General features: G+C 48.6%; 15 protein-coding genes and 1 pseudogene. All 16 read right to left on the bottom strand.

Going from position 1 to position 14130, the window contains the following annotated elements:
- Positions 1-52 precede the first annotated feature (52 nt).
- Positions 53-1006, bottom strand: coding sequence for an aldo/keto reductase (locus tag DWZ56_RS20890; protein ID WP_118558555.1), 954 nt, complete (start codon positions 1004-1006; stop codon positions 53-55).
- A 35-nt stretch (positions 1007-1041) separates the two neighbouring features.
- Positions 1042-2490: a flavodoxin gene (locus tag DWZ56_RS20885; protein ID WP_118558554.1), complete on the bottom strand. Its 1449-nt coding sequence runs from the start codon at positions 2488-2490 to the stop codon at positions 1042-1044.
- Positions 2491-2501: 11 nt separating this feature from the next.
- Entirely contained in the window at positions 2502-3164 is a 663-nt protein-coding gene (locus DWZ56_RS20880) for a flavodoxin (protein ID WP_118558552.1), read from the bottom strand.
- A gap of 23 nt (positions 3165-3187) precedes the next feature.
- Complete coding sequence (locus DWZ56_RS20875) at positions 3188-3529, bottom strand: flavodoxin (protein WP_118558551.1); 342 nt, start codon at positions 3527-3529, stop codon at positions 3188-3190.
- Positions 3462-3833, bottom strand: coding sequence for a flavin reductase family protein (locus DWZ56_RS20870; RefSeq protein WP_243095409.1), 372 nt, complete (start codon positions 3831-3833; stop codon positions 3462-3464). Before DWZ56_RS20870 ends, DWZ56_RS20875 begins: the two co-directional genes overlap by 68 nt.
- A gap of 75 nt (positions 3834-3908) precedes the next feature.
- Entirely contained in the window at positions 3909-4265 is a 357-nt protein-coding gene (locus DWZ56_RS20865; protein WP_118558549.1) for a MerR family transcriptional regulator, read from the bottom strand.
- Between the two features lie 101 nt (positions 4266-4366).
- Positions 4367-5257, bottom strand: coding sequence for a LysR family transcriptional regulator (locus DWZ56_RS20860; protein ID WP_118558548.1), 891 nt, complete (start codon positions 5255-5257; stop codon positions 4367-4369).
- A 907-nt stretch (positions 5258-6164) separates the two neighbouring features.
- Positions 6165-6440, bottom strand: coding sequence for a DUF2442 domain-containing protein (locus tag DWZ56_RS20850; protein ID WP_118558547.1), 276 nt, complete (start codon positions 6438-6440; stop codon positions 6165-6167).
- 12 nt (positions 6441-6452) lie between these two features.
- A complete protein-coding gene (locus DWZ56_RS20845; protein WP_118558545.1) occupies positions 6453-6713 on the bottom strand; it encodes a DUF4160 domain-containing protein in 261 nt (86 codons plus the stop codon).
- Positions 6714-6859: 146 nt separating this feature from the next.
- Positions 6860-7252, bottom strand: coding sequence for a 30S ribosomal protein S9 (gene rpsI, locus DWZ56_RS20840; protein ID WP_118558543.1), 393 nt, complete (start codon positions 7250-7252; stop codon positions 6860-6862).
- 25 nt (positions 7253-7277) lie between these two features.
- Complete coding sequence (gene rplM, locus DWZ56_RS20835) at positions 7278-7706, bottom strand: 50S ribosomal protein L13 (RefSeq protein WP_118558541.1); 429 nt, start codon at positions 7704-7706, stop codon at positions 7278-7280.
- A 244-nt stretch (positions 7707-7950) separates the two neighbouring features.
- Entirely contained in the window at positions 7951-10197 is a 2247-nt protein-coding gene (locus tag DWZ56_RS20830; RefSeq protein ID WP_158584681.1) for a helix-turn-helix domain-containing protein, read from the bottom strand.
- A gap of 138 nt (positions 10198-10335) precedes the next feature.
- Positions 10336-10548 (bottom strand): annotated as a pseudogene (locus tag DWZ56_RS23870) (hypothetical protein); the annotation flags it as partial.
- Between the two features lie 15 nt (positions 10549-10563).
- Complete coding sequence (locus DWZ56_RS20825; protein WP_330424933.1) at positions 10564-12408, bottom strand: family 78 glycoside hydrolase catalytic domain; 1845 nt, start codon at positions 12406-12408, stop codon at positions 10564-10566.
- A 123-nt stretch (positions 12409-12531) separates the two neighbouring features.
- A complete protein-coding gene (locus DWZ56_RS20820; protein WP_118558537.1) occupies positions 12532-13467 on the bottom strand; it encodes a hypothetical protein in 936 nt (311 codons plus the stop codon).
- Entirely contained in the window at positions 13464-14072 is a 609-nt protein-coding gene (locus DWZ56_RS20815; protein ID WP_118558536.1) for an extracellular solute-binding protein, read from the bottom strand. Before DWZ56_RS20815 ends, DWZ56_RS20820 begins: the two co-directional genes overlap by 4 nt.
- Positions 14073-14130 lie beyond the last annotated feature (58 nt).

The following is a 14130-nucleotide window of genomic DNA, read 5'->3' as shown; positions in this document are numbered from 1 at the left end:
TATTAAAAAAGGGAGAGGCGGGCAAAAGCTGCCGCTTCTCCCTTCAGCAAAATTACGCCATAGGATTTTCCCAGGAGCCTCTGGTGTCCACATTCGCTTCTTTAGCCAGAGTCTCCAGCTGCGCCATCTCCTCTGCGGTCAGGGAAACGCCGGTCGCCTTGGCCGCGTCGGTCACCTGGGAAGGTTTTGTCACGCCGATAATGGGCCGGGTGCCCATGGCAATCGCCCAGGCAATGGCGACCTGCGGCGCACCCACGCCGTGCTGTTCGCCGATTTCACGCATAGCGGCGATCAGCTTTTCGATCTGCGGCAGAATGGGATTGTAGGTGTCGCCGCGCTGGCTGCCTTCTGGAAGCGGGTGCTGCGTATCATACTTACCGCTGAGCGCCCCCTGCTCCAATACCATGTATGCGTAGAAATCGATGCCGTTTTCCTTGCAGTAATCGAGAATGCCGCCGTCCTCGGAGGAACGGTAGAGCAGGCTGAAATGATTCTGAACCGCGGAAAGGTGAACTCCCTCTTTGCTGAGGATTTCCTCGGCGCGCTTAATTTGGGCCAGGTTGTGGTTGGACACGCCCACCTGCTTCACTTTACCGCTTTTGACCAGAGAAACCAGGCCGGGGGTCCATTTTTCCACATCGGCGGGGTTGTGAATCCAGTAAACGTCGATGGAGTCGGCTCCCAGGCGTTTCAGGCTGGCGTCGCACATAGCCGCCACAGGGTCTGCCTCATTCCCGGCGATCTGCGGGGTGAATTTGGTGGAGAGGAGCACGTCCTCGCGGGAATAGGTCTTGGCGAACGCGCCCAGGATATCCTCTGAAGCGCCCATGCCGTAAACGGTGGCGGTATCCCAGAGGTTGAGGCCCGCTTCCATAGCGGCGTCAAAGACTTCTTTCAGCTCCGTCTCACCCAGATGATTGCCAAACACCCGATCGCCGCCGACAGCGCCGACGCCCCAGGACCAGGTACCCAGTGCGATTTTTGGAAATTTATGATTGTTATTCACAAGAAATTCTCCTTTACTATTTTGATGGTTTTTAATTAGTTACCTGCAATTCCGTTGGCGGACAGCCAGTCGCTCACATCGCCCGGCATACTGCTTCCACCGGAATAGTGGATGCTCAGCGCCTCGCCAATCCTTGCGTCGGGAACCAGTTTGGTGATGGCCGTCAGGCACTGACCAAACTCCCCGCCGCCGTGGGAGCAAAACGGAATGATGGTTTTGCCTGAAAAATCATATTCTTCCAGGAACGAGGCAATTGGCATGGGGATAGAGGCCCACCAATTGGGGTATCCAAGCAGAATAGTGTCATACTGCTCCATGTTCTCTACATGATTTTGAAGCTCCGGGCGCGCCTGTGCATTCTGATCCCGTTGCGCCTCCTCCAGCACCGTATTGTAGTCGCTGGAGTAGGGATTTACCAAAGTGATCTCGAACAGGTCTGCACCAGTTTGCGCCTGGATTTCTTCGGCGACGCCCCGGGTATTGCCGCCCCAGGAGAAGTAGGTGATCAGAACCTTGCCACCCGATCCGCCTGCTTGTTGTGCCCCAATGCCAGACACGCTGCCGGTACCAGCCGCGGCGTTGCGCACCAGGCGGATACCAAGATTAAAGCTGCCCTTCTCCTGCTCCATGGTGGCACGGTAGGCCGACCGCAGGTTTTTGGCAAAGTCGTTCCATCCGCCGCCCCGGTAGACACGAAGCGCGCCGCTCTCCGGCCCCGTGGGATCAGTCTGCTCCTCGGCGGGGTAGGCCCCGTAGTAGTCCCAAACCCATTCCGCCACGTTGCCGTACATATCATATAGGCCGTTGGGGCTCGGGTCGAAACTGCCCACGGCGACGGTGGTCTGGCGGTATTCGCCCGGTTGTACCTCCAGATTGCCCTGGGAAAAGTAATTGTCCTCGATCATATAGGGATAATGGCCGTAAAAATTTGTGTTCTCCGCACTGGGGGAGTTTTCAATATAGAAAGGGGTCGTTGTGCCTGCACGGCAGGCATATTCCCACTCTGCTTCGGTGGGCAGTCGGTAGCCGTTTGCACTGCGGTCCCAGCTGACACTCTGGCCGTCTACGGTGTAAGCTGGGGTCAGGCTCTCCTGTTCGCTGCGGGCATTGCAGTAGGCGATGGCGTCCAGCCAGCTCACACTCTCCACAGGAAGGGTATCGCCCTGAAAGTTACTGGGGTTTTCATTCATGACGGCCTGGTACTCGCTTTGCGTCAGTTCGTACTGGCTGATATAGAAGTCGCTGACCGTCACGGTGTGCTGCGCCTCATCCTCGCTGCGCCACGCTTCGTCCTCCGGGCTGCCCATTTGAAAACTGCCGCCCTCGATCAAAACAAAATTTTCAGGCACTTCTGTTTTGTCAGCTTCCGAAGCTGTTGGCGTGCTGGAGACAGGATCACTGTTTCCGCTGCTTTCAGCTTGACTGCATGCCGTCAGGGAAAAGGCCAAAAGCAGTGATAAAATAAGTGTCAGGCATCGTTTCATTTGAGCGCCTCCTATTCAGATAAGCCCAAGCCGCTGAGCCATTCTGTTACCGCGCTGCCGGGGTTTGCCGCCTGCGAACTGCCCAGGGACAATCCATCTGCAATGGTAGCGTCTGGCTCCAGGGTTTTCATTGTGTTGATGCTGCCCGAAAACCCGCTTCCGCCGCTGGTCACAAAAGGGGCGACCGTCTTGCCGGACAGGTCATACGCATCGAAAAAGGAGTAGAGGATCATCGGCATATCGCCCCACCAGTTGGGGAAGCCCACATAGACCACGTCATATTGGTCGAGATTTTCAATGCTGCCGGAGATAGCCGGGCGGGCGTCGTTTTGCTTCTCCTCCTGTGCGATATCCAGAAGCGCGTCGTAGTCATCGGTATAGGGGGTCGCCGGAGTGATCTCAAATACATCCGCGCCGGTCTGGGCCACAATCTCGTTTGCTACCGACTCGGTATTGCCGGACCAGGAGAAGTACACGACCAGGGCCTTTGCCGCGGAGTCCTCCGGTTCGGAAGAAGGCGTTTCAAAAGGTGCCTGTGAAGATTCGGAGGTGGGTTCACTGCTCTGCGGTGCGGAGGAGGAAGGATCCTCACTCTGGGATGCATTTTGGTTGGAACAAGCCGCCATCGTGAACAGCAGGGCAAGCGTTATCATCAGGGTCATTACTTTTTTCATGGTTAAGCTCCTCTCATTTGTTTTTAATCTAATTGATTTTGTTTGATCCAAGCGGCAATCTCCTGTTCGGCGCCACGCCCGCCGCCCCCATGGGTGGTAAACGGCAGGATCGTTTTGCCGTCAAGGTCGTTTTCGCTGAGAAAGATCATGACGGGTGGGGCCATCGTTCCCCACCAGATGGGGCTGCCCAGGTAGACCGTATCGTAGGAATTGAGGTCCACATTGTCCTTTTTAATGGTTGGATGATAGCCATGGCGGATTTCATCCTTCGCCTGATCCACCACCGTGTTGTAATTCTCAGAATAGGGCGTTTCGGGTATGATCTCCAGCAGGTCCGCTCCGGTCTGGGCGGAACTCCTTGCCAAAGCTCATGCACTTGCCGATGATGTCTCCTGTGCGGAGATATTCATAGGTGGGCATCTCGAACAGCACCGGTTTTAACGTGTGGTAGGCGAACACCGCCGATTTGTCGGTTTTGTTGCCGCTGCTGCAGCCTACATAGTCCGCCTTTTTCAGCATTGACTCGTCCACGATGCTGACGGTGAGCGCCTTGGTCTCTTTAATACCTTGGTTGATGTAATGGGGCTTTGCCAGGCTGACCAGGATGCGGTCATGCCCGATGATGCCCAGATGCCCCACCAGCACATAGTTGGGTTTGCCGTCCACCATGGTCCGACCACCGCCAAAGGGGTGGGATACAGCGCCAGCCCGGTTCCAATATTCTTTTTCATGATGATTCCCTCCTTAATCAGCTTTTCTTGCTCTCTGCATATTGAATTTGAGATAATCTAGGCGATCCAATTGCTTTTGTTTAAAATGGATTTCGTCCAGCGTATTGTCACGTTTTTTTGCTATCATGCGCATGCGTTCTGCTTTCGTGGATTCCCCCTGCAACATAAGCTGCATGTAAAGACTTACTTCCTCATTATCGAAGCCAAGGTCATGCAGCGTCATGATCATGCTCAGCCGTTTGATATCCTCCTCGTCATACTGCCAAGCGCCCATGACCTTTTTTACCTCGCCGCACAATCCCCAGCTTTCGTATTCTTTGAGGATCTCGATGGGGATACTGTACCGCTCACTTGCCTCATGGATCGTCATGCTTTCACTCCTTTGTGAATCTTTATATAGAAAGAAAAAATATAGGTGCTCCTTTTCGGAACACCTATATTTTATATCGTTCGAATAGTTATGTCTAATGCTTAGTTATTATTGTCAGTTATGTCTTTTTTGTATTTCTTTGCAATCTCAAGAAATGCAGTGGCTGCAGGGGAATAAATCTGATCTTTCTTCCAGATAAGCACGGAGCTGGATTCCAACGCTGGAGAGAGGGGGATAAAGTGAAGATAATCATAGGAACAGTCAAGCTCAATGCCAAGAACCGTACCAATCCCGTCTTTTGCAAACATGGCTTCGTTGTATAACAGATTTCCAGTCGCCACGATGTCCAGTTGCCGGTAATACTCTCCAAACCATTTGCCTAATTCGCTCAGTGCAAATTCATTTGCACTGGCAATCAAAGGAATTCCTACCAAATCTTTCGGCCCCACCGTTTCTTTTTTCGCCAGAATGGAATCCGTCCGCACCCAAATGCCCCATCGCTCTTTCATCGGGGCAGACAGGAAATCATATTTGCGAATATCGATGGGTTCCAATACCAAGCCAAAATCCAGAAGGCCCCGTTCGATCCGCTCGCGGATATTATCCGCATCGCCGCTGTAGACCCGATAACGCAGTTGAGGATATCGCTTGCGGCATAGGGCAATGATCTGGGATAAAAAGCGCGTGTTCTGAAACTCCCCGCTGCCAATGGTAATTTCACCGGTGAGGGTTTCCTCACTGTGAATGAAATCCCGCTTGGTTTTATCTGCCAGCGTCAGGAGTTCTTCCGCTCTTCGCTTCAGAAGCATGCCGTCCTCTGTTAAATTGATATTGTGATTGCTTCTGGTGAACAGCTTGATGCCCAATTCCTCCTCCAGCTGTGCGATCTGCCGCGACAGTGTGGGCTGAGTCACATGGAGCAATTGGGATGCTCTTGTCATATTTTCTTCTCTGGCCACCATCAGAAAGTAATTTAATACACGCAGTTCCATTATTCATCCGCCCTTTCAGTATTTCCATTATAGCGGATTTTTTATGCCAAATCAACATATCTAATGATTAGATATTCTTTTTATCTTGTAAACATCCACTCTTATTGATTACCTCGCAAATAAACTTATTTTTGATATGTAAGCTTCCAAAATTTGGGATCCCGTATTATTCATTATCAATATGCCGGTATACCATACCCGTAAATCTCATAGTACCCCAGCGGATAGCTTTTCTGCCTGCAGGAATCGCCGGAATTGCCTTCGACCGTGTCAAGTATCAGATAAATAGCGTCTATCTTATCCCAACCGTCAAGTCCTTTCCTCCATCTGTTTTCACAGGCTTCTTCGGTACTACGACTTGAACTGACTTCTGTATGCTAAGCCATGCCTTACAGCATGGGTTACTAAGGAGTGAATATTCTATCACTCTGCAAAGCGTACCATACAGACCTCCCCAGTTAAGGTGCGTAATCTTTCCCTCCACCTATCTGCCACATTTACCCAGTATACCTTCGGATAGTTATGGGGCTTCAGTTTGTCCAGCAACCTTACCCGATATACTAAGCCTTATATGTGATTTCTGTCCGTCAGACCAGAGGTTTACCGTCCGGCTTCCTTCAGATTCCACCTCACGATGGACACCCTTGCCATTGGCTGTAAGTTTCCCACTATCAGGGCACTTTGCGGACTTACACCGATTAGATTACGCCCATGCTGGGCGAACTAGAAAAACCCCGGAAACCGCATGGTTCCGCGGTTTTTGACCTGTTTTGATTCGGTTTGTCCAGGCAATTATCGTTTGGTGAACTCCGTACACCGGAAATACGATGTTTTTAAGCAATTTGTCAGTTACGTGTTAGTTACCCATATACGTTCATATATGCGCACACTGTTTCCAAACCATATATTATGCTATCTTTTCCACCGCCATCGGTAATTCATACAGTGTGTCCGGGTCAATATCCAGACATGCCTTATTATCGCGGTTCTTACCAATGTCCCATGCAAGAGTATCATTCATTACTGTACAGGTATCTATAAAAATATCAATATCACGCAACGAACGAAATGCCTCTTTCTCAATCATTTTGGACATATCATAATGTACAATTTTCCCATCTTCAAAATATACATAAACAGAGTAATCTTTCATGGGTATTACTTGCACTACCTTTGGAAACATACTGCTACCTCCTTAAACTAATGGATTAATTCTGTTCATCGGCTTTCCATCTTTGGATAGTTCCCAATTCTGCATCAATTCATCCTGATGCAAAACACACCATGCCAAAATCAGCTTTAACTGCTTTGACGGCAGGGCGCCTTTTATTACTCTTACTCCATCTATTTCAACTATTGCTTTATTTCCATTATACTCTGCATGAAAATGAGGCGGATTATGGTCATCATAATACATCGTCACCCTGATTCCATAAAATAATGATATCTCCGGCATTTTATTCTCCTCCTGTTTCACTCTTTACTATATAAAGTTTACTTTATATAAACTTAACTATATATAGTATACCATATTTATTGCATCAAAAAAACCCACAAACTTGACATTTGTGGGTTTTCCAAACATAAATAATATATAATTGATTATCTCTTGCTGAACTGCGGCGCACGACGTGCTGCCTTGAGACCATATTTCTTTCTTTCTTTCATACGAGGGTCTCTGGTCAGGAAGCCTGCTTTCTTTAACGCGGGACGGTATTCCGCATCTGCCTGAAGCAGAGCTCTGGAGATGCCGTGTCTTACAGCACCCGCCTGTCCTGTAAATCCGCCTCCATGTACGTTCACCAGAACGTCAAATTTATCAGCAGTCTCTGTTAAAACCAGAGGCTGGCGAACAACAACCTTCAGAGTCTCCAGACCGAAATACTCGTCCAGGCTCCTCTTGTTGACTGTAATATTACCTGTGCCAGGTACTAAATAAACTCTTGCAATACTCTTTTTTCTTCTGCCAGTTCCGTAAAATTTTGTGTTAGCCACTGTGATTTCCTCCTTTCAGACCTAATTAAAATTCCAGCGCTTCCGGTTTCTGAGCCTGCTGCTCATGATCCGGTCCTGCATATACATGGAGTTTCTTTATCATGGATCTTCCCAAAGGTCCCTTCGGAAGCATACCCTTAACGGCTAATTCAATCACTTTTTCAGGTTTCTTAGCCATCAGCTCTCTCAATGTGGTCTCTTTCATACCGCCCACATAGTCGGAGTGGTTATAATAGATCTTCTGATCCAGCTTTTTGCCGGTCACTTCGATCTTATCAGCATTAACAACGATTACATAATCACCTGTGTCGATATGCGGAGTGAATGTAGGCTTGTTCTTTCCTCTTAATACTTTAGCGATCTCGGAAGATAAGCGGCCTAATGTATGTCCTGTAGCATCAACTACATACCATTTTCTTTCAATTGTTGATGGGCTAGCCATAAAACTTTTCATTGGTTGACCTCCTTAATTATTCTCAATAGAATTTACTGACAAATTCTCTATGAAAAAATGCTCCTCCGGGGCTTTGGTATCGCATTCTTTACCAGATGAATAAGGCTGTCACTCGCCGTAACAGCCTTTTTATTATAGTACACTTGCCGGGGTGTGTCAACGGCTTTTTCCTGATTTTCTTTGTTTTTTTGTAGATTTTTCCGCATGCCTGCTCGCAGACAAAGCCTCGGCAGCCTCGTTCAGCCTATACTTCCCGGTTCACTTTTCTGTAATTTCCCGGGGACATATAATAGTAACGTGTAAATTTTCTGGTAAAACTGGCTGAATCCGAATATCCCACCATTTCCACAATTCGGATGATACTATAATCCGTGCTCTTTAAAAGGGCTGCTGCCTTTTCCAGGCGTTTTCGGGTTATATAATCAATAAAATTTTCGCCTTCACATACCTTAAAAATGCGGCTGAGATAGGAACCGGTTATATCGAACTCATCGGCCACAAAAGCGAGTGACATCTCCTGCCTGTCATAATTTTCATCAATGAACGTCATAATATTCTGCATTCTTGTCTCGCTCAAAGCCGCTTTCTTCGCTGCCTGAGACTGTATTTCCATCTGGCAGTAGGACTGAAGCTGATCGCAGAACTCTCCCACATCCGTATAATGCAGGAAGCGTTCTCCCCCGTTTTCTTTTACGCTCTGGGAAATCGCAAACAGGCTTATAAAAATCCGGTGCATCACAAACTGCAGCACGGTATCGGAATGGGACTGCGCCACATACAGCAGCTCCTGATGCAGCTCATCCACTGCTGCGTCAAGATCTTCTGCCGTTCCCTTAAGCAGGGCCTGTTTTAGTTTCGCTTCTCCTGCAAGAGGTTTCCAATACAGTTCCTCATTGCGGTTAGTTGGGATTGAGGAAAAACGGCAGACGGTTTCTTCCGAACCTTCTACAGCAATAATCGCCTCAATCAGAGAAAATTTCAGGCTTTCCACTGACCGGTAGACATTTCCGATACCTATACGCAGATAATCTGCAGCATCCCCTATGGAATTGATTATTTCTTCCGCAAACATGGGGATTTCCTCTTCCTGCCCGGGACAGGCCAAAAATGCGTAATAATCCTTATATATCATATCCGTCAGATAAAACCCTTCCCTGGCTATATCGGAAAGTACCTTCCCTATCAGGTCTGTATACCCTTTCGGATGGTCCTTGTTCATCTTGATCACAATGGCTGCCATATATCCGTCTTCCAGCGAGATATCCAGGCTGACAAGCTGGTTTTTGACCGTATCCGCATTCAGATCCAGATTGCCCCTAAGAAGTCTCTTTACTATCTCCATTCGTCCGATATGGCGTGTGGCATCCAGCTGTTCCTCGATATCGCTTTGTTCCGCCATCAATTCCCGGATAAAATCATTTAGATATAAAAGCTCATTCTTTTTCTGCTTTTTCTCCTGTTTCTTATCAAACAGGCTGTACAGGCGCTGGATGGGCAGATAATTATATACCGACAGCACGATACTCAATAAAACAGTCAGCGCCAGCAGGCTGACCGCCACCAGTATGATCATCGGCAGCTGCAGAAGAATAATGTTCTGTGACACGGACTTTTTTTCTACCACATCGATCAAATACCAGCCGTTAACATCCGATTGCACCGCTTTTCCTATAAAGGTACTGGAACCGAATCTCACTTCATAATATCCTTCCCCCGCCTCCCGGTACCGATGCAGCTGCTCCAGAGCAGTCTTCACCGTTTCCTCCTGTTTCAGATGCCGGTATCCATCCGGGAACCCCAGATACACTGGCTGCATCGCGCCAGTGCACAGAAGGATAATATGACTGTTCTTCCCGCTGTCCGTTTCATCTTTAAACTGCGCCTCCATTCCGTCCCGGTAAAAACCGATCAAAGCGCCATAGGGCTGGCCGCTGATCCTTTCCAGCGGATATGTGATGACACAGTAACGGCTGGAGTTGGGTCCAAGCACATACTGTCCTTCCAATGTAGTGCCGAAGTATTCCCTTGATTCAATAAGCGCACGCAGATCTGAGTCTGTATATTCACCTGCGGCACGGTAGGATTTGGATAAAAAGATATCGATATCCACCGCCCCCTTTGTCGTATAGAGCTTTTCAGACTCGTTAAGGTATATGGCCAGTTCATCCAAATACTGTGATCCTTTTGAATAGTAGCTGAGTTTCTCGGTAGCCTGGTGAAAATCATAACTTGAATTGGTCAGATGATAGGGCGTAAGCTCCAGATCAAAAGATATCTGCATGGAGGTGGCTTTAAATGAGCTCATAAGCTCCTCGATTTCTCTTAAATGCTCCATAGAAGTATATTCAATTGTACTTAGATACTGTTGCGTATAATTTTTCTGTATCAGCATCCAGTATACTGACGTGGCTATTATGATAGGCAGAAAAATCACCAGAAAGTTGATCCTGATATATTTCCTAAGCAGCTCCGACCGAAACGTCCTTCTCACACAATTTCCTCCCCGCCCTTTGCTGCCCATCCCCGATCCGGGTTACGGCATCTGTCCGGCACCGTAATTATAACATTGGTACCGGACAGGCGTACAGCTTATTTTTATGGTCATTTTTATGATGTATTGGTCTTTTTTTTATCTGCAGATAAAGGTATAACGTCCCGGAGCCAGGCACATCCTAATACCGTCATCCACCCTTTCCATCTGCAGACTGCTTTTATCCTCATGGCTTATCTGCACTTTGACCAGTTTATGATGGAGAAGCTTCAGGCAGGCCTTAGAACCGGGCGGAATAAGAAAATGATAGTGCACCTCGTTGTCTTTATACTCCCAGCAGGATTCTATGCGGCCGCAGGCGGATTCCTATGCAGCGTTTAAAAATCCCAGTCTTCGATCCGGAGTAGGATTCAGATCAAACTCACGGAAACCTGCCCCTGCATACGTCGGTGAAATACCGGCTCCATATCGGTACAGCCATTCCATCACTGATCCGTAGGCATAATGGTTCAATGAATTCATGTGCCGATCCTGCAGTTTTCCATCCTCTCCGACAGAGTTCCACCGCTCCCATATGGTGGTGCTCCCCATTCGGACAGCATAGAGCCAGCTCGGATAATCTTCGTGCAGCAGCACTGTATATGCCAGTTCTCCTGCTCCCGCCAACGTCAGCGCCGGAAGCAGAAAATATGTCCCCACAAAGCCGGTTTCCAAATGATCATTGTTTCTATGCAGCTTTTCAACCAGTCTCTCCGCCACATACTCTCTCATTCCCTCCGGATAAAGTTTAAGCACTAACGCTATGGAGAGCCCTGTCTGAGTATCCGCCAGGATTCGGTCCTGTCCGTAGTATTTATCTGTAAATGCCTTTTTGATTTCCTTGGCGAGCGCTTTATAATACGCTTCATCCGCCTTATAGCCAAGCGCTTCTGCTGCCAGTCCGGTGACGGATGCGTCAATGTAATAATAAGCGGACGCCACAAAGCAGACATCCGTCGCTCCAAAGGGTGAATCCAGATTCTCCCTGTTATCCAGGGCCAGCCAGTCCCCATAATGAAAGCCCGTTGTCCACAGATGGCGGTTTCCGTTCTTCCGGTCCACATCGGTTATGTAATCCGTCCAGGCCTTCATGGCTTTATAGTGGCGCTCTAACATATACAAATCCCCGTAATGCAGATATAGATTCCACGGAATTATGACAGCGGCATCCGACCAGGGCGATACGCCATAGGTATTATTTCCGTATTGGTCCTTGCATGTCATATACTTGGGAAGCGGTACGACCGTCGGCACCGCCCCATGAGCGGCCTTCTGCTCCAGCCATAGATCCGTCATAAACTTGTCATAAAATGCCTGACAGTCCATGTTAAAGGACGCAGTCCCCGAAAATATCTGGGCATCTCCCGTCCATCCCATCCGTTCATCCCGCTGCGGACAGTCCGTTGGCACATCCAGAAAATTGTCCCGCTGGCTCCAGAGTACATTGGAAAACAGTTTGTTAATTCCGGTCCGTTCCGATCCGTCGGAGCAGTAGAGGAATTCTGCCCTGGCAGTCCGGTAGTTTTCATTGAAAAAGCATCCGTCCTGCAGGATTTCCCCGAACCTAAGCCGGAGCCATTGACCCGAGGCCAGAGTGGAAGGAAACTCCACCCATCCGGTCACCTCCTGGCCAAAATCCAGTACCGTTTCACCTGCCGGAGTATGCAGCACTGCCACAGGTGACAGCCTTTCCTTTATACGGACCGGAGGATTTTTCCTCGCTCTTAAGCCTTTTACAGGCAAGCTCAATTGTTCTGCCGGCCACCATCGTTTCTGTCTGATTCTCGCATCAAAAATTTCTCCGTCATAAATGCTGCTTGCGGTTACATTCCCATAAGAAGCTTCCCATTTAGGACCGGTTCCAATCACCTGTTCTCTCCCGTCCTCATAAGTCATAATAATTTCGGCCAGAAACAGCATTCGGTCTCCGTAGATATTCTCATGGAATCCGTCATATCCGAATCTTCCTTTATACCACCCCGGTCCCATCTCCACCACAACTTCATTTTCACCGGTGCGCAGCAGGCTTTCCGCCTCCCAGACCTGGTACTGAGTCCATAGATCGTAAGAATAATAGCCCGGCGACAGATATTCTTCTCCGGCTTTCCCACCATTTATATAGATCTCATAGATTCCGCAGGCCGCTGCATAGATCCGCGCGCTTTTGGGCAGATCCTCCAGATAAAAGCAGCACCGGAATACCGGATGCAGTATCCCATCCTTTCTGCATTCATTCTGTTAAAGCGCTTTAAAAAGGGACCGTTACCATTGAACGGCCCCTCTTACGGGCATCTTCTATTCCTGTGTTTTTGCCCAGCGGTCATATGCCGCCTGATGGATTTCCAGCATTCTGTCCAGATTTCTTGTCTTCAGACCCTCGCGAAAGGTATCAAACTGATCCAGCGGCAGTTCACCCGTAATGATTTTGGTAACCATCTCATCGGTATAGCTCTCAATATCTGTTGTGATAAGTGCCAGCTCATCCGCCTCTTCTGCCGTATACTTGATTGTACTGGGCCATCCCACCTTATAATAATCCGCATAATGGTTGATTATATTTTCCGTCAGGTACTGCTGAGGTGCATCCGACCGTGCTTCGCTGTATGTCCGGTACATCGGGAAATAACCGTAATCCGGGTGCACTTCCGCATAAGCGAAATTACTGTAGTTGTCGTACTCGTCTTCCGGATAACTGGTGTGTGTCTGAAGAGTCTTTTCATCCAGCCACTCATAGGTATATCCGCAGTCTGCTCTCTTAGGATTGCTGCCCAGGGGATAACCGATCCCCGTAGATAAAGCAGCCTCAAACGTGAAGAGCCAGTCCAGGATTTCCATCAGTTTCTCAGGATCTGCGCAGTTCTTTGTAATCATAAAATTGCCGCATTGGTTTACATCTTTAGCCGGCCACATCTGTGTGTCATTATAATCGGAAACCATCGGATCCAGACCGTCATATTCCCTCCAGATCGTCTCGTCCGGCTGATTTACCCAGCAGGCATAATAGCAGTAGGCACCGTAAAGATGATTGGTGTTCTTGGCATTGGACTGGTCTTCAGTCTGAGTGAAGTACTCCGGATCCAGAAGGCCTTCCGCATACAGTTTATTCATATATTCCAGGAAATGCTTATAATTATCCTCTGCCGGAACCCATGCGGCCCGCCCGTCAATCGTTTCCACATCCCTGCAGGTAAAACCGAAGGCAGCCAGAATGGGATAGAAGATATCGATCATGTCCGGGACCTGATTGTAATACCCGCCCAGACCGTATTGATGTAAAACCGGTTCAACGCCAATTCCCTGGTCTGCATATCCGCGCCGCATATGGAATAGATTTTACCGTCTGTCTGCGTAATCGCCGCCTTTAGAGCCGGTGTTTCCGCCAGGGCAGCCCAAATATTCGGCGTCGTATCCTCGCTTATGTAATCCTTAAGATCCAGCAGATACCCTTCCGTACCATAGGTGACAATATCGGCCGGTGTGAGTGAATTGAGAAAAAAATCCGGCAGTTCATCGGACGCGAACATAAGCGGCAGTTTATCGTTCCATACGTCATTCGATATCATCTCCACCTGTATGTCCACATCAAAGCGCTTCTCGATCTCCTTAATGATCCAGTAGTCATTCCAATCTCCCTGGTATGCGGAACTGTGTACGGTCAGTTTAAAGCTTTCCGTCCCTCCGGACTGCACAGATTCCTCTGTCTTTTTTTCATCTGTACCTGCTGTGTCCTCCTTTCCAGTGCTCTCACCGGAAACATTGCCGGAACACCCGGCCATAGATGTACCCAGCAGCATCACGGCTAAAACCAATGCCAGCATTCTTTTTGCTCTTTTCATAAGAGACCTCCTCGTATAATAAGTTTGTAAGCAAGAAATATCGCTTATGAACTTATTC

Source organism: Lachnotalea sp. AF33-28, assembly GCF_003477885.1.
In the GTDB taxonomy this organism is placed as follows: domain Bacteria; phylum Bacillota; class Clostridia; order Lachnospirales; family Lachnospiraceae; genus AF33-28.
The sequence above is the reverse complement of the archived record's forward strand: the minus strand, read 5'-3'. Positions and strand labels throughout refer to the sequence as shown.